General features: G+C 69.3%; 14 protein-coding genes. 9 read left to right on the top strand and 5 right to left on the bottom strand.

Features of this window, described 5'->3' with window-relative positions:
- Window positions 1-30 precede the first annotated feature (30 nt).
- Window positions 31-3,870 carry a S8 family serine peptidase gene (locus tag ACFYY1_RS11115; protein ID WP_388583345.1) on the bottom strand — a complete coding sequence of 1,280 codons (3,840 nt, stop codon included), beginning with the start codon at window positions 3,868-3,870 and terminating at the stop codon, window positions 31-33.
- A 360-nt stretch (window positions 3,871-4,230) separates the two neighbouring features.
- Between ACFYY1_RS11115 and ACFYY1_RS11120 the strand changes: the two genes are divergently transcribed.
- Entirely contained in the window at window positions 4,231-5,400 is a 1,170-nt protein-coding gene (locus ACFYY1_RS11120) for a cysteine desulfurase family protein (protein ID WP_388583347.1), read from the top strand.
- Between the two features lie 48 nt (window positions 5,401-5,448).
- Here the strand turns inward: ACFYY1_RS11120 and ACFYY1_RS11125 are convergent, their stop codons facing one another.
- Window positions 5,449-6,147: an N-acetylmuramoyl-L-alanine amidase gene (locus ACFYY1_RS11125; protein WP_388583348.1), complete on the bottom strand. Its 699-nt coding sequence runs from the start codon at window positions 6,145-6,147 to the stop codon at window positions 5,449-5,451.
- A 61-nt stretch (window positions 6,148-6,208) separates the two neighbouring features.
- Here ACFYY1_RS11125 and mnmA point away from each other — a divergent pair, with 61 nt between their 5' ends.
- From mnmA to ACFYY1_RS11150, 5 genes are all read left to right on the top strand, one after another.
- Complete coding sequence (gene mnmA, locus ACFYY1_RS11130; protein ID WP_388583350.1) at window positions 6,209-7,339, top strand: tRNA 2-thiouridine(34) synthase MnmA; 1,131 nt, start codon at window positions 6,209-6,211, stop codon at window positions 7,337-7,339.
- Window positions 7,340-7,491: 152 nt separating this feature from the next.
- Window positions 7,492-8,760 (top strand): ATP/GTP-binding protein, encoded by a 1,269-nt coding sequence (locus ACFYY1_RS11135; protein ID WP_388583352.1) that lies wholly within the window; start codon window positions 7,492-7,494, stop codon window positions 8,758-8,760.
- Window positions 8,757-9,641: an RloB family protein gene (locus tag ACFYY1_RS11140; RefSeq protein WP_388583354.1), complete on the top strand. Its 885-nt coding sequence runs from the start codon at window positions 8,757-8,759 to the stop codon at window positions 9,639-9,641. The genes ACFYY1_RS11135 and ACFYY1_RS11140 overlap by 4 nt, the downstream gene beginning before the upstream one ends.
- 51 nt (window positions 9,642-9,692) lie before the next feature.
- Window positions 9,693-12,281: an N-6 DNA methylase gene (locus ACFYY1_RS11145; protein ID WP_388583356.1), complete on the top strand. Its 2,589-nt coding sequence runs from the start codon at window positions 9,693-9,695 to the stop codon at window positions 12,279-12,281.
- On the top strand, window positions 12,271-13,488 hold the full coding sequence (locus tag ACFYY1_RS11150) for a hypothetical protein (protein ID WP_388583357.1): 1,218 nt from the start codon (window positions 12,271-12,273) through the stop codon (window positions 13,486-13,488). Before ACFYY1_RS11145 ends, ACFYY1_RS11150 begins: the two co-directional genes overlap by 11 nt.
- A 24-nt stretch (window positions 13,489-13,512) precedes the next feature.
- Here ACFYY1_RS11150 and ACFYY1_RS11155 read toward each other — a convergent pair whose 3' ends face one another.
- Complete coding sequence (locus ACFYY1_RS11155; protein WP_388583358.1) at window positions 13,513-13,695, bottom strand: DUF397 domain-containing protein; 183 nt, start codon at window positions 13,693-13,695, stop codon at window positions 13,513-13,515.
- Between the two features lie 11 nt (window positions 13,696-13,706).
- Entirely contained in the window at window positions 13,707-14,561 is an 855-nt protein-coding gene (locus ACFYY1_RS11160) for a helix-turn-helix transcriptional regulator (RefSeq protein WP_388583359.1), read from the bottom strand.
- A gap of 287 nt (window positions 14,562-14,848) precedes the next feature.
- Here ACFYY1_RS11160 and ACFYY1_RS11165 point away from each other — a divergent pair, with 287 nt between their 5' ends.
- The 3 genes from ACFYY1_RS11165 (at window position 14,849) to ACFYY1_RS11175 (ending at window position 19,810) form a co-directional block, all read left to right on the top strand.
- Window positions 14,849-15,325 carry an ATP-binding protein gene (locus tag ACFYY1_RS11165; RefSeq protein ID WP_388583360.1) on the top strand — a complete coding sequence of 159 codons (477 nt, stop codon included), beginning with the start codon at window positions 14,849-14,851 and terminating at the stop codon, window positions 15,323-15,325.
- Between the two features lie 137 nt (window positions 15,326-15,462).
- Window positions 15,463-19,008: a type I restriction endonuclease subunit R gene (locus tag ACFYY1_RS11170; RefSeq protein WP_388583361.1), complete on the top strand. Its 3,546-nt coding sequence runs from the start codon at window positions 15,463-15,465 to the stop codon at window positions 19,006-19,008.
- Window positions 19,009-19,075: 67 nt separating this feature from the next.
- Window positions 19,076-19,810 (top strand): M48 family metallopeptidase, encoded by a 735-nt coding sequence (locus ACFYY1_RS11175; protein WP_388583363.1) that lies wholly within the window; start codon window positions 19,076-19,078, stop codon window positions 19,808-19,810.
- 174 nt (window positions 19,811-19,984) lie between these two features.
- On the opposite strand, the gene ACFYY1_RS11180 is transcribed toward ACFYY1_RS11175, so the two are convergent.
- A complete protein-coding gene (locus tag ACFYY1_RS11180) occupies window positions 19,985-20,365 on the bottom strand; it encodes a hypothetical protein (protein WP_388583364.1) in 381 nt (126 codons plus the stop codon).
- Window positions 20,366-20,373: the final 8 nt, after the last annotated feature.

Here is a 20,373-nt window from a genome sequence, read left to right on the forward strand (position 1 = left end):
GGGCCGGTCGCGGCTTCCGGATCCCGCGTACTACCTCAGCGCGTACGCCCGCTCGATCTCCTGCGTCACCTCGTTGCCCGCGTCGTCCCAGGCGCGGACCCGCAGTGTGACGTACCCGCTGGTGCGGGCGGTCGAGGGGTGGGTGACCCGGACACGGTAGGCGCCGTCGCCCCGGGCGGAAGTCGTCGCCGCCCGCCAGTGCCCGCCGTCGTCGTACGAGACGGACACCTCCATGCCCTTCACGGAACGGCCCGTCAGACCGTCCTGGTGGCGGGCGCTCACTCCGAAGGCGAAGGACCCGGAGTCAGGAGCGGAGCCCTGGAGGTCGGTGGCCACGTCGTAGTCGAGCTGGAGGAGGGGAATCAGGGACTCCTTGCCCTCGGCCGGGCGAGGGGCCGTGAACGACCAGCGGGTGCTGGTGGCCCGCGAGAGGGTGCCCTCGGGGCTGGTCCGCTTCACGTCCAGGTCCAACCGGTAACGGCCGTCGTCCCCGCCCGCGGGGAAGACACCCCACGCCCGGGGGCCTTCGGCGAGGATCTCGCCGTCGCGACGCAGTACGGCGCTGGTCTCGTCGGGGTAGGGGGTGCCGGCGTCCTTGCGGAGCAGGGCGTGGCCGTAGTGGCCGGAGGCGGTGTCGGTGAACTCGGGGATCCCTATGGTCAGCTGGTCGCCCTTGCGGTGGGCGAGCCCTTCGACACCTCGGGGGATCGCCGGGCGCACCACGGGGGCGTACCAGCTCTCCGCGACGTGCTCACCGGGCCGGTAGGTGCGCAGGGGGCCGAGCATGCCGGTCCCCGCTGCCTGGACCGCCCAGGTGTTGCGGGGGTTGACCCAGTGCAGCCACCGGGTGTCGGCGGGACCGCTCAGGTATTCCGTCCGCACCTGCCCGGTGCGGACGTACCGGGATTGCCAGGGGAGGTACACGTCCTCCCCCTCCCACGGACGCCAGGACGGCCGGTCCTCCGTGACGTAGCGCGCCCCGCCCGTGTCCGGGTAGCGCGAGACCACGGTGGCCGTGTTCTTCGGCCCGACCTTGTGGACCACGTGCTCGGGGACGCGCTGTTGGGCGACCTGCACGACGTCGTAGAGGTAGGGGCTTTCCGGGGTCCCCTTCAACTCCAGCACGGTGCCCTGCGCGCGCAGCCGCTGCGCGGTGGCGGGGGAGGCGTACAGCCCGATCGCGGGCAGCCGCTGGCTCACCGGCTGCCAGGTCGCGGCCGCGTACCTGTTGCCGCCGGCGGTGGTGACGGCGGCCGCGGCTCCGGCTCGGGCGGCCGAGGTCACCGCCTCGTCGTACTCCACCCCCTCCAGTTCCACGAGCACCGCCGCTCCGCGGACGTCCGTGCCCCGTGCGCGCAGCGCCGCGTAGTCCTCGGGGCGTCCGTGACCGGCGTCCACCACCCGAAGGCGCCGCACGCCTTCCACAGCGGGGGAGTTGTGGAGCAGACGGACGGGGACACCGGCCGCGGCGGTGGCGGAGACTGCGCGCGCGCGGAGCATCGGTGCGGTCAGCTGCCAGCGGGAGGTGAACTCGAAGGTTCCCTCGGTGAACTCCTCGGTGGGCGTGACGTAGAGGAGCTGTCCGCCGCTGTGTCCGCTGGTGAAGTAGCTGGCGAACTCCCGGTCGCCGGTCTTCCAGTGGGTGGAGAAGACCATCGGGCCCCGCTGCTCAGCCGACTTGGGGGTTTGGATCTCCACGGGGACCGCCTCGCGTGCGTCGAGCACCAGGTCCGTGGCGCCGCTCACCCGCAGTCGGGGGTTGACCACCAGGCTGTTGGTGACGTTGTCCTGCGTCGTCTGCGTGATGACACCGTGCAGGTAGTACATGCCCTCGGGCACGTCCACCGTCAGGCTCTGCCCCGCCGGCACCTCCTGGACGACGTCGAAGCGGCCCGTGGGACCCAGCAGGATCAGTGGGAAGACGGTCGCCGGCTGCCCGGCGCGGTCGATGCCGCGCACGGTGACCTTGTGCGTGACCGGGTCCTTCGTCGCGGAGAGAACGGTGTGCGTGATGGTTTGCCCGTCGGCCGAGGTCGCGGTGAGGCGTCCGCCGTAGATGCCCTCCGGCAGCGCGGGCGTGTCGAGGGTCACGGCCACGTCGGCAGTGCTGTGGGCGTCCACGGTGACCTGCGCGGGGGCGCTTATGGCGTCTGCCGGGGCCGGGGAGCCGTAGAGCTTGTCGAAGGTGGTGTCCAGGGTGAGCGTTACGGGCGTGTCGCCGTCGTTGGTGTAGGTGACGCTCACCTGCCGCGGGCCCGTGTCCGGTGCCAGGGAGCCGAAGGTGGTGGTGCCGGTGGCGCGCACCTGCTGGCGCACCGAGCGGGCCACGTCCACCCGGCCGGTGCCCTGCTCGTAGGCCGTCTGGTCGGGGGCGGTACGCGTCGTGCTCATCAACGCGTCCTTGAGCTGCCGGCCGCTCCAGTCGGGGTGGCGCCCGGCCAGGATCGCCGCCGCGCCCGCCACGTGAGGGGTCGCCATGGACGTGCCCGACGCGGCGGTGTAGGCCGCGTCCACCGGGTGGCCCATGGACGTGCCGGCCGCGCGGGCGGCGACGATGTCGACGCCGGGAGCGGTGAGGTCGGGCTTGGCGCCGTTGTCACCGACGCGCGGGCCGCGGCTGGAGAAGGCGGCCAGCTTGTCGTCGCGGTCGACGGCGCCCACGGTCAGTGCGCTTGCCGCGGCGCCCGGGGAACCCACTGTGTAGTCGGCGCCCGAGTTGCCCGCCGCGACGACGAAGAGGGTGCCGGTCTCCTCGCTGAGGCCGTCGAGGACGAGGCTGAGGACGTCCGTGCCGTCGGTGGCCGGGCCGCCCAGGCTCATGCTGACGATGTCGGCGCCCGAGTGGGCGGCCCAGTCCATGCCGCCCATGATGGCGGAGTACGAGCCGGAGCCGCTGTCGTCGAGCACCTTGCCGACCAGCAGCCGTGCCCCCGGTGCCACGCCCTTGCGCGAGCCGCCCGAGGCGGCGCCGCTGCCGGCGATGGTGGAGGCGACGTGCGTGCCGTGGCCGTGGCCGTCGTTCGCGGTGGGCTCGCCGGTGAAGTTGCGTACTTCGCCGAGTTTCCCGGCCAGGTCGGGGTGGGTGGCGTCGACGCCGGTGTCCAGGACGGCGACGGTCGCGCCGTTTCCGTCGTAGCCGGCCTTCCACGCCTCGGGCGCACCGATCTGCGCGGTGCTGCGATCGAGGGAGGCGTGGACCTTCGCGTCCAGCCACAGCTTCTCGACGCCGCCCTCGAAGGCCGCGTTCTTGAAAGCAGAGTTCCTGGAAGCAGAGTTCTTGGAAGTGTTCTTCGCGCCGCCCTCGGCGCTGCTCCTGGCGAGCGCGTCGTCGTCGATGGCCTTCCAGAAGCGCCCGGCCTGCTTCTTGTCCGCCTTCAGAGCCGAGCCGCGCAGGCTCTTGATGACCAGGCCCTTGCGCGAACCGGTGGGCGCTCCCTTGGACGTGGGGTCCGTACCGCCGGTGTAGCGGGCGATCAGCGGGATGGCGGAGGTGTGGGCGTCGTCGTAACCCTGCTTGACCAGGGAGGTGATGTTGAACAGCTGCCGGTCCAGTTTGCCGGAGGCGATGTACGGGAGCGCGGCGCGGGGCAGCACGTACAGCTGCTTGTCGATCTCCAGCTGGCTGAAGTCGGCCTGCGAAGCGCCCGGGGCCGGCTCGACGGAGACGGCCTTCCGGCCGCCGGGGAAGGTCTCCAGCCGCACCCGGTCACCGGTCACGAGCGTGACGGAGCTGACCTGGGGGCGGCCGGCGGAGTTCGCGCCGACGGAGGCGGGCGCCGGGGCGGCGCTCGCGCCGGAGGAAGTGGAAGACAGGGTGGCGATGAGGACGCCTGCTGCCAGAACGGCGGCAGAGCGATGCCGTATGTGCATCGGAACCTTTCCAGGAGGCAAGGAAACGGACACGCGGTGCGGCTCAAGACTGGGGCCCCCATTGATCGCCGCACCAGACCTTTCCGGTGCCGTGCTTGCGACATGTCGCCAAAACGACACGGTGTGCTCCACCGCGCGTACCGGCGGAATCACCGGGGCCGATCGGCCCCCTCCTCGTCACTGGCAACGGCCTCGTTGCCCGGAACTTCGCCGGCTGAACCGGGCGCGGAGCCCGACGTACTCCCCGCCCGGACGGGCCCGGGAACGGGGCGAGGAGGACCGCACCCGGCCGTGCGCGGGTGCCGGGGCACCATGCGCCCGCCGTACGCCCCGCCCCGGGCTCGTAGAATCGAGCCCACCATGGCTTACCTCGACCACGCCGCGACCACGCCGATGCTTCCGGAAGCGATCGAGGCGATGACCGCCCAGCTCGCCGTCACCGGCAACGCGTCCTCACTGCACGCCGCCGGGCGCCGGGCCCGCCGCACCGTCGAGGAGTCGAGAGAGACCCTCGCCGATGCCCTCGGCGCACGCCCCAGCGAGGTGGTCTTCACCTCCGGCGGCACCGAGGCCGACAACCTCGCCGTGAAGGGCCTGTACTGGGCCCGCCGCGACGCCGACCCCCGCCGCACCCGGGTGCTGGCCAGCCCCGTCGAGCACCACGCGGTGCTGGACGCCGTCGACTGGCTCGCCGAACACGAGGGCGCGAACGTCGAATACCTCCCCGTCGACCGGCACGGACGCGTCCACCCGGACGCGCTGCGCGAGGCGATCCTCCGCGACCCCGGTGATGTCGCGATGGTCACCGTGATGTGGGCCAACAACGAGATCGGCACCATCATGCCGGTACGCGAACTGGCCGCCGTGGCCAGTGAGTTCGACGTGCCGATGCACGCGGACGCGGTACAGGCGTTCGGGCAGCTGGAAGTCGACTTCGCCCGGTCCGGGCTGGCAGCGATGACGGTGAGCGGGCACAAGATCGGCGGCCCGTTCGGCATCGGCGCACTGCTGCTCGGCCGCGAACACACCCCCGTACCCGTGCTCCACGGCGGCGGCCAGGAACGGCACGTCCGCTCGGGCACCCTCGATGTGCCGGCCATCGCCTCCTTCGCCCTCGCGGGGCGGCTGGCCGCCGACAGGCGGGAGGAGTTCGCCCGCGAGATCGGCGGGCTCCGCGATGAACTGGCCGCGGCGGTGCTGGCGGCCGTGCCCGACGCCGTCCTCGGCGGCGACCCGGCCCCGGGTGGCCGGCTCCCCGCCAACGCCCACTTCACCTTCCCCGGCTGCGAGGGCGACTCCCTGCTCCTGCTGCTGGACGCCCAGGGCATCGAATGCTCCACCGGCTCCGCGTGCACCGCCGGGATCGCCCAGCCCAGCCACGTACTGCTGGCCACCGGCACCGATCCGGACCTGGCCCGCGGCACCCTGCGCTTCTCGCTCGGCCACACGTCCACCAAGCAGGACATCGACGAGGTGGCCCGTGCGATCGGACCGGCGGTGGAGCGGGCGCGCACCGCGGGACTCAGCTGAGCCCTGCGGAACCCGGCCTGTCCGGCGCCGCCCGGACGGGCCCCGCGGTCATTTCTTGCCCGCCGCCCGGACCAGCTTCAGATACCGGTCCCAGTCCCAGTGCTTGCCCGGATCGGTGTGGTCCGTGCCCGGCACCTCCACGTGCCCGATGATGTGCTCCCGGTCCACCGGTATCCCGTACCGCCCGCAGATCGCCGCCGTGAGCCGCGCCGAGGCCCCGTACATCGCCGCCGTGAAGTCCTGCGGCCGGTCCACGAAGCCCTCGTGCTCTATGCCGACGCTGCGTTCGTTGTACGACCTGTTCCCCGCGTGGAACGCCACATCCAGCTCACGGATCATCTGCGTCACATGACCGTCCTTGCGCACCACGTAGTGCGCCGCCGCCCCGTGCCCCGGGTCCTGGAAGACCTTCACCGCGCTCCGGTAGCTGCCCTGGGTGACATGGATGACGACCCGGTCGATCGGGTAGTCGTCGGGGCGGTCGGCCCGCCGCCAGTTCGCCGAGGAGGCCGCTGTCCACTGGGCCCGCGCGAAATCCACCTCGCCGGGCTTCCGGGGCTTCTCCACTCCCGGCAGCCGCCACCAGGCCTGCCGCAGCTGCTCCCGCGCCAGCGCGGCGGTGCCCACGGCCGTGACCGCGGCGCCGATCAGCAGCCCGCGCCGGCTGATGCCGCGCCCGGACTTCGTGCCCCCGGAGCTCTCGGAGCTCTTGGAGCCCTTGGCGCCCGCCCTCCCTCTGGTTCCCATGTGATCGACAACGCTTATCCGCGAGCGTTCGGTTCCCGGCGCCCCGTACCCTGGTGGAGCTATGACTGAGACTTCCCAGCGCCCCCTCCGAGTCCTCGCCGCCATGTCGGGCGGTGTCGACTCCGCCGTGGCCGCGGCCCGCGCCGCCGAGGCGGGCCACGACGTGACCGGTGTGCACCTCGCCCTCTCCGCGAACCCGCAGTCCTTCCGTACCGGGGCGCGCGGCTGTTGCACGATCGAGGACTCCCGCGACGCCCGCCGGGCGGCGGACGTGATCGGCATCCCGTTCTACGTCTGGGACCTGGCGGAACGCTTCCGCGAGGACGTCGTCGACGACTTCATCGCCGAGTACGAGGCGGGGCGCACGCCCAACCCCTGCCTGCGCTGCAACGAGAAGATCAAGTTCGCCGCACTCCTCGACAAGGCCCTCGCGCTCGGCTTCGACGCGGTCTGCACCGGCCACTACGCCACCGTCGTGCTGAACGAGGACGGCAGCCGCGAACTGCACCGCGCCTCCGACATGGCCAAGGACCAGTCGTACGTCCTCGGCGTCCTGGACGAGAAGCAGCTCGCCCACGCGATGTTCCCGCTCGGTGACACCCTCACCACCAAGGACGAGATCCGCGCCGAGGCCGAGCGCCGGGGCCTGGCCGTCGCCAAGAAGCCCGACAGCCACGACATCTGCTTCATCGCCGACGGCGACACCCAGGGCTTCCTGGCGAGCCGGCTCGGCACCGCCGAGGGCGACATCGTCGACGAGTCGGGCACGAAGGTCGGTACCCACGAGGGCGCCTTCGGCTTCACCATCGGCCAGCGCAAGGGCCTGCGCATCGGCCACCCCGCCCCCGACGGCAAGCCGCGCTACGTCCTGGACATCTCCCCGGTGAACAACACGGTGACGGTCGGCCCGGCCGAGTCCCTCGACGTCACCGCCCTCACCGCCATCAAGCCCCGCTGGTGCGGCACCGCCCCGACCGCCCCCGGCACCTACACCGCCCAGCTCCGCGCCCACGGCGGCGAGACCGAGGTCACCGCCGAACTCGTCGACGGCATCCTGAACGTCACCTTCACCGAGCCGGTACGGGGCGTTGCCCCCGGCCAGGCGGTCGTCCTGTACGACGGCACCCGCGTGGTCGGCTCGGCAACGATCGCCACGACGGTGCGCCGGGAGGCGGCGGCTACGTCCGGCTGACGGACCGAGGCGCGATCAGCCAGGGAGCCGTCGCGGGCCGAGGGACGGGGCTGGCACGGCAGGGGGCGGCGTCATAGGCTGCACCTGCGGATCGTCCGCAGGTGGTGTACATACGACGGGGCCAGCCTCCCCGTCCTGTCGGGAGGCCGAGGGTGCTGCTGCGTTTCCGGGTGGCCAACCATCGCTCCATCCGTGATGAGTGCGAGCTGTCGTTGATCGGCTCGGAGTCCGGGGAGAGCCGCGCGCGTGCGACCGGGCTGAGCCACGAAGGACGCGATGTGTCGGCGTTGCCGGTGCTGGGAGTCTTCGGGGCCAACGCGGCGGGCAAGAGCAACCTGCTCAGCGCACTGCGCGAGATGCGCGCCGCCGTGCGTACGTCCTTCGCCGACTGGGCGAAGACACCTGGGGTGCCCCGTAAGCCCTTCAAGCTCGACCGGGAATCCGCGGAAGAGACCAGCCTCTACGAGGTGGACCTCACTCTCGGCCGCAGCCGGACCCGGTTCACGTACGGGTTCGAGCTTTCGGATGAACGCGTCGAGGCGGAATGGCTGCATGCCTACCCCAACGGAAAGCGCGAGATCTGGTTCGACCGGGAGGCCGGGCGTCCCGAAGCGGAAGGCGGCGAGTTCGTCTTCGAGGGCGACGGCTTCAAGGGCCGCCGTGACGATCTGGTGGCGCTCACCCGCTCCGACGCCCTTTTCCTGTCCACCGGTGCCACGCTCAACGACCCCCAACTCTCCGCGCTGCACCGTTGGTTCCTGGACAACCTGTGGCTGGTGACGCCCGGCGCGGACGTCGAGCACCGGACCAGATGGACCCAGGAGCTCATCGAGCAGAACGTGAAGGACGGCTACCGCGAGCGCGTCATGAACCTGCTGGCCGCAGCCGACCTCGGCATCACCGGGATGGACGTCGACCCGGAAACCGGGGCGGTGAGGCTGCGCCACCGCACGGCGGACGGGGACGAGACCCCGCTGGACTTCCTCACCGAGGAGTCGTTCGGCACGCACGCCTGGTTCGCCTTCCTCGGGCCCATGCTCACGGTGCTCGACAAGGGCGCCGTGCTCCTCGTGGACGAACTGGACTCCAGCCTGCACCCGACCCTGGCGGCGGAGGTCGTGCGGATCTTCCAGGACCCGAAGGCCAACCCGCGCAACGCACAGCTGATCTTCACGACGCACGACGCGACCCTGCTGGGCAGCGAGGTGCTGGACCGCCCGCTCGGCCGTGACCAGGTATGGATCACGATCAAGAGCAGGTCGGGCGCGACCGAGCTCTACCCCGTGACCGCCGCCCATCCGAAGGACGGCGAAAACCTGGAGCGCGGCTACCTGCGCGGTCGCTACGGCGGAGTGCCCCGAGTCAGCGCGGGAGAGATCGCCCGCGAACTGTCCTGGCAGGAGGAGAAGGCAACAGCGTGAGTACGCGGGGTGGGCAGCAGCAAGGACAGTACGGCGACCAGCAGCAGGCGGACGAACCGCCTCGGCGGCCGAAGCGCAAGAGCCAGAAGGGCGAGGAGAAGCCCTTGGCGGCGCCTGCGCCGCCACCTCCCGCGGAGACGCGAGCACAACTGGTGCTGTACGTCGGATGCGAGGGGGATTCCACAGAGCGTGATTATCTCGAATACCTGAACAAACGGTTCGGGGACGGCAGCCTCAGGAAGAATCAGCCGTTCCATATCCAGCCGGTCACCGACGCCGTGAAAGGTCTGACACCGGCCAAGGCAGTCGCCGCTGTCCGTGGGAAGGCCGGCGGGTACGAGGCATGGGCAATGTTCGACCGGGATCAGCACCACGACATTCCGCAGGCGCTGAAGGAAGCTGCGGAGAGCTCTACCGAGGTCTGCTTCTCCCACCCCTCTTTCGAGCTGTGGTTGCTCCTCCACTTCCAGGCATTCAGCGGAAGTCAGAGCGGCAGAAACAAGATCGTCATGGAGAAGCTGCGCCAGGCGCATTCGGCCTACAAGAGTTTTGACGGGCGGGGCGGCAAGAGTGTCAAGGGCGCCCGGCGCGATGCGCTCGACAAGCGCGAGTCCAAGGCCGTCGAGCGAGCCAGAAGCCTCGTTGGACAGTGCGAGCACGGCTCCTGCAAGGCGAATCAGGCGAAGTACCGACCCTATGAGCGCGGGAACCCGCCTAAGTCCACCATGGCTTGGTCCGCTCGATCGGGCCACGCCGCCGACTGCCCGGTCCTCGACCGGGACCCCTCCACCGACGTCTGGCGACTGCTGGTCCGCCTCGGCATCGTGGACGATCCGAGCGAGAGTTACCGACAGGCTTCCTGGAACTCCTGGGGCGCATAAACTTTCGTGGCATCCCCGATGCCCCCACCGTACGTAACGAAGGAATGGCGCGTGGCCAGAATCACCCTGCCCGAGCTCGAACGGCACCTGTATTCGGCCGCCGACATCCTGCGTGGGCGGATGGACGCCTCCGAGTACCGCGACTACATCTTCGGGATGCTTTTCCTGAAGCGGGCCTCGGACGAGTTCCAACCCGAGTATGACCGGGTGTACCGCGAGGCTCTGGAACGTACGAAGGACGAGACCAAGGCCCTGAAGCGGGCCAACGACAAGGACTCGTACACCCGGGTCTTCTACGTACCGCCCCGGGCCCGCTGGTGGAAGGGCCCGCACCTCGACCTGGAGGACCCGGAGCACCCCGCGCCCGGTATCCAGACCCTCACCAGCCGGGTCGGCGAGCGGCTCGACCAGGCGATGGTGGCGCTCAGCGAAGGCAACGACCGTCTCGCAGGCGTCACCACGCACATCAGCTTCAATGAGGTCATCGGTACGAAGCCCCGCTTCACCGACGCCGAACTCGCCCAGCTGATCCGCCACTTCACGCTCTACCGGCTGCGCAACGAGGACTTCGAGTTCCCCGACATGCTGGGTGCGGCCTACGAGTACCTGCTGGGGGAGTTCGCCGACTCCGCCGGACAGAAGGGCGGGGAGTTCTACACCCCGCGCGCCGTCGTACGCATGATGGTCCGGCTCGTCGACCCGAAGGCCGAGGAGTCGGTCTACGACCCCTGCGCCGGCTCCGGCGGCATGCTGATCGCGGCCCGCGAACACGTGGAGGAGCACGGCGGCGACCCGACGCACCTCTCGGTCAACGGCCAGGACAAGAACGGCCCCTCCTGGTCCATGGCCAGCATGAACATGGTGCTGCACGGCATCCGGGAGTTCGACCTCCAGCACGGCGACACTCTCACCGAGCCGCTGCACTTCCAGCCCGGCACCAAACGTCTGCGCCGGTTCACCAAGGTCCTCTCCAACCCGCCGTTCTCCCTGAACTACGACGCCGCACTGGTCGCCGAGGCGGACAAGGCGCACGGTGTGCGGATGAAGCACTGGGCGCCGGAGGGCGGTAAGAAGGCCGACCTCATGTTCGTCCAGCACATGGTGGCCGTGCTGGAGGAGGAGGGCGTCGCGGCGATCGTCATGCCGCACGGCGTGCTGTTCCGGGGCGGCAAGGAGCGCGACATCCGCGAGCAGCTCCTCAACGACGACTGCATCGAGGCGGTCATCGGCCTCGGCCCGAATCTCTTCTACGGGACGGGCATCCCGGCCTGTGTGCTGGTGCTCCGCCGTCCCCACCGCAAGGAAAGGGACCGGACGAACAAGGTCCTGTTCATTAACGCCGACCGGGACTACACGACGGGCCGGAACCAGAACGAACTCAGCCCGGAACACGTCGAGAAGATCGTCACCACGTACCAGAAGTGGCGCCGGATCCCCCGGTACTCCCGGGAGGTCGAGGTGGATGACCTGCTGGCCGCCGAGGCCAACCTCAACATCCGCCGCTGGGTGGACAATTCACCGCCCGCAGAACCCCAGGACGTACGGGCGCACCTGTACGGCGGCGTCCCGGTGACCGAGGTCGCGGACCGGGCCGAGTTGTTCGGCTCGTTCGGCGTGGACGCGACGGAACTGTTCGCTGTACGGGACGGGAACCCGGACTACTACGACTTCCTGCCGGAGGGACCGGACGCCACGGCGGCGCGCATCCCGCTGCTGGCGATGGGCAAGGAGTCGGAGCTGCGTGACGTGTACGCCACGTGGTGGACGGCGCACGCACCGCTCTTCGCCGGGCTGGCGGGCGACGGTGAGCTGATGAAGCTGCGGAGCGGGCTCCTGGACTCGTTCAAGAAGGACATCGGCACGGTCGGAGTCATCGACGAGTTCACCACGGCCGGCATCATCGCCGACTGGTGGGCCACCAATCGCTACGACATGAAGGCGCTGGCGGCGGGCGGGTTCGAGCGGGTACTGACCGGCTGGGTTGACTCGGTCGAGGCGATCGTCGAGCCGGTGATCCCCGATGGCGAGACGACCGGCCGCAAGGCGAAGGTCACGGCGGACGACCGCCGCCGTGCCATGGACCAGCCGGTCGTACGCGTGCTGATTCCCGAGTTCCTGGACGCGGTGGCGACGGCGGACGCGGCGGTCGGCGACGCCGACGCGGTGTACAAGGCCGCGCTGGAGGCCCTGGCCGAGGCGAAGGGGCCGGAGCCGGAGGACGGGGACGGAGAGGGCGAGGACGGAGTGGGCGCGGAGCCGGAGGAGGACGCTCCGGTGGCTTCGCCGGAGAAGATCGCCGTGCTGACTAGTGCCGCCGCGGCCTGCAAGAAGGCACTGGCGGCAGCCAAGAAGAAGCGGAAAGCCCTGGACGAGGTGTTCCTGCGGGACCTTCGTGCCGCGTGGGACGTGGTGAGGGACGCGGAGGCGGGCGGCACGGAGCGGGTGGTGCTGGAGGTGCTGGACGGCGACCTGTCCGGCCGCCTCGCCTCCGCGACGGCGGCGCGGCGGCGTGGGCTGATGGCGGCGTTCCGGGGGTGGGCGGAGAAGTACGCGGTGTCGCTGACCGACCTGGAGGCGGAGAGCGGGGCGGCGGAGGGGGAGCTGGGGACGTGGCTGAAGGAGCTGGGCTATGCGCGGTGAACTGGAGCTTGGTGATGTCCTGGTTGACATCGGAGTCGGCGTAGCCAAGGGCGCCCAAGCACAGGCTCCGGCGGATGGAGAGTGGGGGCTGCTCCGGCTCGGAGCCTTGCGGTCCCAGGTTTTTGATTCCGGGCAGGCGAAGCGGCTGCAGTCATGGGATCCAGCGTACGAAAAGCTGGAGATTCGCGAACGCGATGTACTGATGGTGAGGGTGAACGGTGCCCCCGCGTTGGTGGGAGCAACTTGCGTGGCCAAGGGGGTGCGGCCTCAGCTCGTGCTTTCCGACCTTATGTACAGGCTGGTTCCGGACGAGCGGAAAGTAAGCCCGGAGTGCCTCGGCCTGATGCTGAGCACCGAGAGTGTGCGCCGTCAGGTTCATGCCGCGATGCGAGGGACGAGTGGGCAGTTCCAACTTCCGCAGACAGAAGTCAAGGCTCTCAAGATCCCTGATGTTCCACTCGTGCAGCAGCGTCGGGCCGTCGCCTTGCACGCCGCCTTCGAGCGCCGGATTGGCGCGCTGGAGCGGGTACTTGACAAGCAGGCGGCAGTGGCGAGGGCGGCTCTTGCTCGAGACCTGTCCGCCAGCAGGACCTGCGGCGCTGCGCCGTTGGGGCAATTGCTGAGGAGCGTCCAGTCTGGGTGGAGTCCGGTGTGCGACAGCGTTCCGCCAGCACTTGACGAGCATGGAGTCTTGCGCCTGAGCGCGATCACATCAGGGACTTTCGTCGCGGACGAGGCTAAGAAGCTGCCGAGAGGGGTGGCCCCCCGCGCCGCCCTCGAAGTGGTGGCAGGGGACGTGCTCGTGTCTCGGGCCAACGGGGTCAAGGCTCTGGTGGGTGTTTCCTGCTACGTGGAGGAAGTGCGAGCGGGGCTGTATCTGCCGGATTTGGTATTCCGGCTGTCCCCCGATCCCGTGCTTCTGGACTCGAGATTTCTGAGCCTGGCGTTGGGGTCAGGCGAGATGCGGCACCAAATCGATTCGGTCATGCGGGGTACCAGTGGGCAGTACAAGATTTCGAAGGTAGACATTCGACGGTTGATGGTCCCCGCCCTACCACTCAGCGAACAGCGCAGGACTGCCGCGGTGCAGAGAGGTTTCGAGCGCCGAGCAGGAGTAATCAGGGAGCAGGTCGCGAAACTGCGTGCGGCGCAGCAAGGGGCAGTCGAAGGATTGCTCGGCGGCGAGTCCTACGTTCAGGTTTCTTGAGCTGCTCCCGAGGGGCGCGAGGGACTACTTCCCGTCAGCCTTGATAGCGGCCAGCAGTGCCCTCAGCGTGCGTCGGTCGGCAATCACGACCGCGCTGGGGCTTTCGCTTTCTCGTAGCGCAATGCAACCGTCGCGGACGGCAACCTCGACGCAGTTGTTGCCGCCGCCCCCGCAGAACGACGAGCGCTGCCAGTCATGTTCGGGCATGGTGTGGCCTTTCACAGTTTGCGGGCGATTGACCAGATGAGATCACGGGACTCATCGGGCGTAAGGGCAGATCCTTCCATCAGGTCCAGGAGGGAACGGTAGTTCCCCAGTGGCGTTGGAGCATCGATGAAGTGGCCGCCGAATGCGGTGTCCAGTTGGACGGTGTCGAGTTGTGCAACGGGCCCTTCGGTGTACAGGATCGACTGTCCGGCGCCGTGGAATGCCCCGAAGCGGAACGGGATGACCAGCAGGGTCACGTGCGCCAGTTCGGATGCCTCGACGAGGTGAGTGAGCTGCCGGCGAGCCGCCTCGCGGCCTCCGAACTCAAGCCGCAACGCCGCCTCGTGGATGATGCCGAGGTAGGGAGTCGGGTTCTCGCCGGCGATGACGGACTGGCGGCTCATTCGGTGGGCTACCCGCAGCTCGACCTCCAGCCTTGGTAGCCGGGGCACCGCGAACTCGAAAATGGCCCGGGCGTGCTCCTCCGTCTGGAAGAGGCCGGGCAGGTGCACCGTCTGTGCCGTGCGGATGCGGGTGGCGAAGTGCTCGATCTCGGAGACGTCCAGGTGTCCGTCCGGGAGCTTGCCTCGGTACTCGTCCCACCAGTGCCGGGCGCGACGGCCGCGTGCGATCTCTGCGAGTGCATCGGTCAACGCGGCGTCCGCACACCCGTAGTGGCAGGCGATCTGCCGCACACGGTCCTCGCTGAGACCGGTGCGTGCTGCTTCGATGTTGGAAATCATGGTGCGGTCCGATCCGAGCAGCGCCGCCGCTTCCTGGATCGATATTCCCGCCTGCTCGCGCATGCGGCGGACTTCGACGGCCAAGCGGCGTTGGCGGTTGGTGATTGCGCTCCGTGATGCCATGGACCCTCTCTCGTAGCCCGCACAGTCTTGCAGGGCTTGCGTTCCATGGTCCAGCGCAGGCTAAGTACTCACTCGTTCGTGAATTTCTAGTCACATGTGAGTCTTTGTGCTCTAGCTTATGACTTGCGTCACTCGCCGGAGAGTTTGGAAGCGCACCGATCCGCCCTGCCCGCCCGGGAAGCAGGCCCAGGACCGGCATTGCCACCGTCACTCACAGCCCGGCAGCCACAACCACCCCGTGGCGCAAGCCCACTTCGCCCGCTCGCCACGCACCCCAGGAGGTGCCCGTGAGGACCGACCACCCCATCCCGCACGTTCCCGACAGCTCGCACGACCTCCACCCCGCCCCCATCCCGTTCGCTGACCCGTGGAGTTACGAACTCGTCTTCCCCCGCGACCCGCGCGGCCCCCGCATCGCCCGAACCACCCTCCGCGCCATCCTTGGCGTGCACGAACTGGCCGAACTCAGTTACCGCGCCGAGCTGTTGACCTCCGAGCTGGCCACCAATTCCGTACGACATACCCAGGGGCCGGCCGGGGTGCGACTCCAGTGGCGGCACCCTGTGCTCCGTGTCAGCGTCTGGGATCTCAGTCCGGATCTGCCCAAGCCGTACACAACGCCCGCCGGGCCGGACGCCGAGGCCGGGCGGGGGATGGCCATCCTCGAACTCGTCGCCGACCGTTGGGGTGGATGTGCCATAGGAGAGGGCGAGTTGGGTACGGGTGGCAAGACCATCTGGTTCGAGCTGGCGCTCGCCACCTGACCGCCACCCATCCCGTCCGGGCCACCGGGCCCGCCCGCTCCCGCCCTGGTCGGCCGCGCGCCCACCGGTAGAGTTCCGCGTACACCCATACGGGTGTGGGTGGGACGTACGGTGACGGGCGCGCGGGGAGACCAGGGATGGGTCAGCCGGAGTACGACAAGACCGAGAAGCCGCTGACCATGCAGTTGGCCGCCATGGGGTGGACGCACCTCCAGGGCGGCCTGCCAGGCGGGCCGGCCACCGACCCGGGCGCGTCCGAGCGGCGCGGCTTCGAGCAGGTCGTCTACGCGCAGCGCTTCCGGGACGCCGTGGCCCGGATCAACCCGGGGCCCGACGGCAAGCCCTGGCTCTCCGCTCCCCAGCTGGATCACCTTCTCGCCCGGGTCCAGGGCACGGCGCCGGGCTTCGGAGGCCCCGGGCGGGGCGTCGCGGGCAATCTGGACGCGACCGAACTCCTGCGCAAGGGCATCAACTCCCAGACTGTCCCGGGCTGGACCAAGGGCGACCCCGAACACATCAGGCTCGTCGACTGGGACGGCGAGTTCGAGCACGGCAACGACTTCCTCGCCGTCTCGCAGTTCCGGGTGGAGCGCAGGAACGCCGAGCCCGTCACCCCGGACATCGTTCTGTTCGTCAACGGTCTGCCCTGGGTTGTCATCGAGTGCAAGGCACCCCTGGTCTCCGGCAGGCAGGAGCAGCGCGCGGCACTGGACGCCGCCGTGGAACAGGTCATCGGCTACGCGGGCGTTGACGCCCCGGCTCCCGTCGCGGAGTTCGTACGGTTCGCCCAGGTGCTGATCGGGACGGACCGTGACCACGCCGAGCTCGGCACCGTGACCGCCGATTCGCTGCGCTTCGCGCCCTGGCGCACCACGCTGCCCGCCACCGAGAAGCAGGTGCGTGAGGAGACAGGGAAGAGCGGTGACACCGCCCTGAGCGACCAGGACGTCCTGGTGGCCGGGGTGCTGCGCCCGGCGCACCTGTTGTCCTTGGTCAGGGACTTCACCACTCACGCCGGCAGCGGTTCCCGTACGGTCAAGATCATCGGCCGATATCCGCAGTTCAAGGCCGTGCACAAGCTGGCACAGCGCCTGCTGGCGCGGCGCCGGAAGATCGAGGCGGGCGAGGCGGTCGACCAGCGGGGCGGGGTGGTCTGGCATACACAGGGGTCCGGGAAGAGCCTCACCATGGCGTTCCTCGTGCGCCATCTCCGCAGCACACCCGGTCTCAGCGGGCACAAGGTCGTCGTGGTGACCGACCGGCTCGACCTGGAGAAGCAGATCCGGGGAAGCCTGGCCGCGACCGACCAGAAGATCCACCGGGCGTCCAGCGTGGCGCAGGCGCGCAGCTACCTCGCGGTGGACGTGCCCGACCTCGTCCTCGTCACCCTGCAGAAGGCGCGCAGGGACGACACCGCGTACGACGGCCGGGAGGAGAAGCTTCCCGAGGAGACCGGCGACGACGCGCATCTGTACAACCACGTCGAGAACCCGAGCTCGGACATCGTCGTCCTGGTCGACGAGGCGCACCGGGGACAGGCCCGGTGGCAGCACGCGCGGTTGCGCGCCATGCTGCCGAACGCGATGGTGGTCGGCTTCACCGGAACTCCGATCCTCGGAAAGTTCCGCAAGACCACCGAAGACATCTTCGGACCCTTCGCCGACCTCTACACCCTGCGCGACGCCGAACGGGACGGGGCCGTTGTCCCGGTGCGGTACGAGGCGTACAGCGTTCCGCTGGAAGTGATCGAAAAGGCGGCGCTGGACGCCGAGTTCGACGAAAAGGTCCCCGACGATCCCGAGCAGCGCGCGCGGGTCCTGGAGAAGTTCGCGCGGCGTAAGGAAATCCTCGAAGCGCCCTCGGTGATCGAGGCGAAGGCCGACCACATGCTGCGGCACTGGGCGCGGTACGCGCTGCCGGACCGCTTCGGTGCCCAGCTCGCCGCCGTGTCGCGACTCGCCGCCGTCCGCTACCGGGACGCGCTCCTCAGCGCACGCGACCGCCTGGTGGAGCGGATCGACGGGCTCGACCCGGCGCTGGTGCACGATCCGTTCGCCGCTGTGGAGGCCGACAGCGAGGAACGGGAACTGCTGGATCTGCTCGCCCACCGGGACCTGCTGAACTCCATCGAGGCCGCCGTGGTGATCTCCGAGGCGCAGCCGGGTACGGGACGCAAGGACCCCAAGGAATGGAAGTGCTGGACCTCGAAGTCCAGACAGGACGATTACATCAAGCGTTTCCAGAACGGCATCGGCGACCCGCTCGCTGCCGCCGACGACCCCTCGTGGCAGGCCGCCACCCACGGGTCCTCGGCATCCGGACTGGGTACCCCCGGCGGCATGGGCGAGGTCTGGCACCCGGACGGCGAGACGGCGGACGCTCCGACCGCCGGGCAGGAAGAGCAGGGCGAGCCGCCCATGGCCTTCCTGGTCGTGCAGTCGATGCTGCTCACCGGTTTCGACGCCCCCGTCGAGCAGGTCCTCTACCTCGACCGCGCGTTGTCCGGTGCCGGGCTGCTCCAGGCGATCGCCCGCACCAACCGCCCGTACCAGGGGAAGCGATGGGGACAGGTGGTCGACTTCGTCGGCATCGGGCCGGAGCTCGCCCGCTCGCTCGGGGAGTACGAGCAGGCACATCTCCGTGAGCTGTACGGCTACGAGCCGTCCGTCGACCATCTCGACAAGAAGACGTTCAAGGGTGAGCAGCCCGTACGTGACCGCATGCTCCTCCAGGCCGACGCGGCGGCCGATGCCCTGCTGGCGGACCTGCGCACCCGCATCGACGAATTCCTGGACGGTCAGGGTGTCACCTCCCTGGCAGTGGAGGCGCAGCGCGAGAATTTGCTGGCTGCGCTGGAGGACCCGCTGCTGCGGGGGCACTTCGATGAACTGGCACGTGAATTCCTCACCACCCTCAACGCGGTGCTGCCGCGCCCCGAGGCGCTGCGGTACGAGGCGTTCGCAGGACTGCTCGGTGAGGTCCAGTACCTGGCACGCCGCCGCTACCTCGACGGACGCGACGACTTCAGTCCGCGCCGCTACGGAGCCAAGATCCGGCAGCTGATGGCACGGCACCTGAGGGTGTCGGGGATCGAGCAGCGGGTCCCGCCCGTCGAGCTCACTGCCGCGGACTTCATGGAGCGGGTCAACGCCAACAGCGACGCGCGCGCCCGGGTGTCGTACATGACCGGTTCCATCAAACTGCGCATCACGGCCGAGATCGGTTCCGACCGTGCCCGGTACACCCGGTTCAGTCAGCGGCTGGACGAGATCGTGCAGCAGATGCGGGACGACTTTGAGCAGGCCGCCGCCGACCTCGCCCGGCTGATCGGTGACATGACGACGGACGAAGCGGAGGACGGTGCCACCGGCAGCCGTCTCGACCCGCTGACCGAGCGACCGGTGCATGGACTGCTGGTGCAGGAGCTGGGCGAGGGCGCGCTCGTGCCGGTGGGTGTGGACCTGGAGGAGGCTGCCCGTGCCCTCACCGTGGAGATCGCGGGCCTCGTGCGTTCCCCGGACATCGTGCACCTCATGGACACCAGGGACCGGGCCCGCAAGGAGCTGCGCAACCACTTGGAGGTGCATGTTTTCCTGGATTGGGAGGACACCGGTCCGCTTGCCGGGCTGCTGGTGGAGCTGGCGGTCGAGCGGCGTGACGACTTCCTGCGGTACCGCGCGTAGAGGAGCGCCGAACGGCAGGTAGGGGCGGCACAGGGAAACCACCCGGCCGGGTGGTAGGAATGCCCCCATGAGCACTCCCGTCCACCAGGCGATCGCGGCGCTCCCCGTGCCGGGGGAGTGGACGTGGCAGGTCGTCGTACGGCCCCGGCGCCGTACTCTGGGCATCGAGGTCGCGGACGACGGGGACGTGCTCTTCGCCGTGCCGCCGGATGCCGATCCGGCCGCGGTCGCCCAAGCTGTACGGACACGGCTGCCGCGGCTGGCGCAAGAAGTGCGACGCAGGCGGACCCGTCCGGATGAGCCGGTCAAGGAACTCGTCGGTGGCACCGGCTTCGCCTACCTGGGCCGGCGTCACCGGCTGAAGCTGCTGCCGTCGCCGGAAACGGGCCGGGCCCGGCTGCACCGGGGATGGCTGGAGATCCCCCGACCGCACACGGCAGACGAAGGCGCACGCCGGATCGCCCAGTGGTACGAGGTGTGCGGCACCAGATGGCTCGCCGGACGGCTGCCCTCGTACGCGTCCCGCGTCGGGCTGCCGACACCGGAGGTCGAGGCATGTGATCTCGGCCCGAGGTGGGGGGCCCTGCGCCAGGACGGTGCGATCACGGTTCACTGGGCGGTGTTGCAGTTGCCGCCGTCCTTGGTGGATCTGGTCCTGGTCCACGAACTCTGCCACCTGCGCGCGGCCGGCCACGGCGCGGCGTTCCGGCGCGAGGTACGGCTCGTCCTGCCCGACGTGGATGCGCGGGAGAAGCGGTTCGCCGAGGTGGAGCCGGGGCTGTGGCGTGGGGCTGTGCGGTGAGACGCCTCGGGCGAAAGCGGCGCGGACAGGGTTCCGTGCAAGGTCCACAGTCGCAGCGGACGATTGCGCCCCGAGTGGCGCCTGTCACCTGGACCCGGGTCAGTGCCGGGAATAGCAGTCGGTCATCGAGCCCCATGACTTCCAAATCCTGCAAAAGGCCACTGTTTGTAGCGCCTACGTGTCCTTTTCAGGGAACGGGATTTCCTCCAGGAAGTCGATCATTTTATCGAAATCGCGCAGAGCTGCGATACAAAACTCTTGGTCTCCATCTTTGATTTCGCACATGATCTTCTGGAATTCAAAATTGCCACGCTCTTTCAATTCTCGGGCGATGCGGGAGGGGGTGATGAACCAATTCCTTCCGGATGAATCAAAAGTCCATTCGAGCCCCATCGGGGCGTGGCCTACTGCGCGCGCGAAGACTTCTTTGGTTCTTGCTCCTGCTGAGGTGTATCGCCATGCCAGGTAGGGGACTTGTTGGTAGCCGCGAAGAGGATCTGGCCCTGATATGAGTTTAAACCAGGCCAGTTCATCAAATCTTGCCAGAAGGGCCATGCATCGCG

Origin of the sequence: Streptomyces sp. NPDC001890 (assembly GCF_042891445.1) — a bacterium.
Classification (GTDB): Bacteria; Actinomycetota; Actinomycetes; order Streptomycetales; family Streptomycetaceae; genus Streptomyces.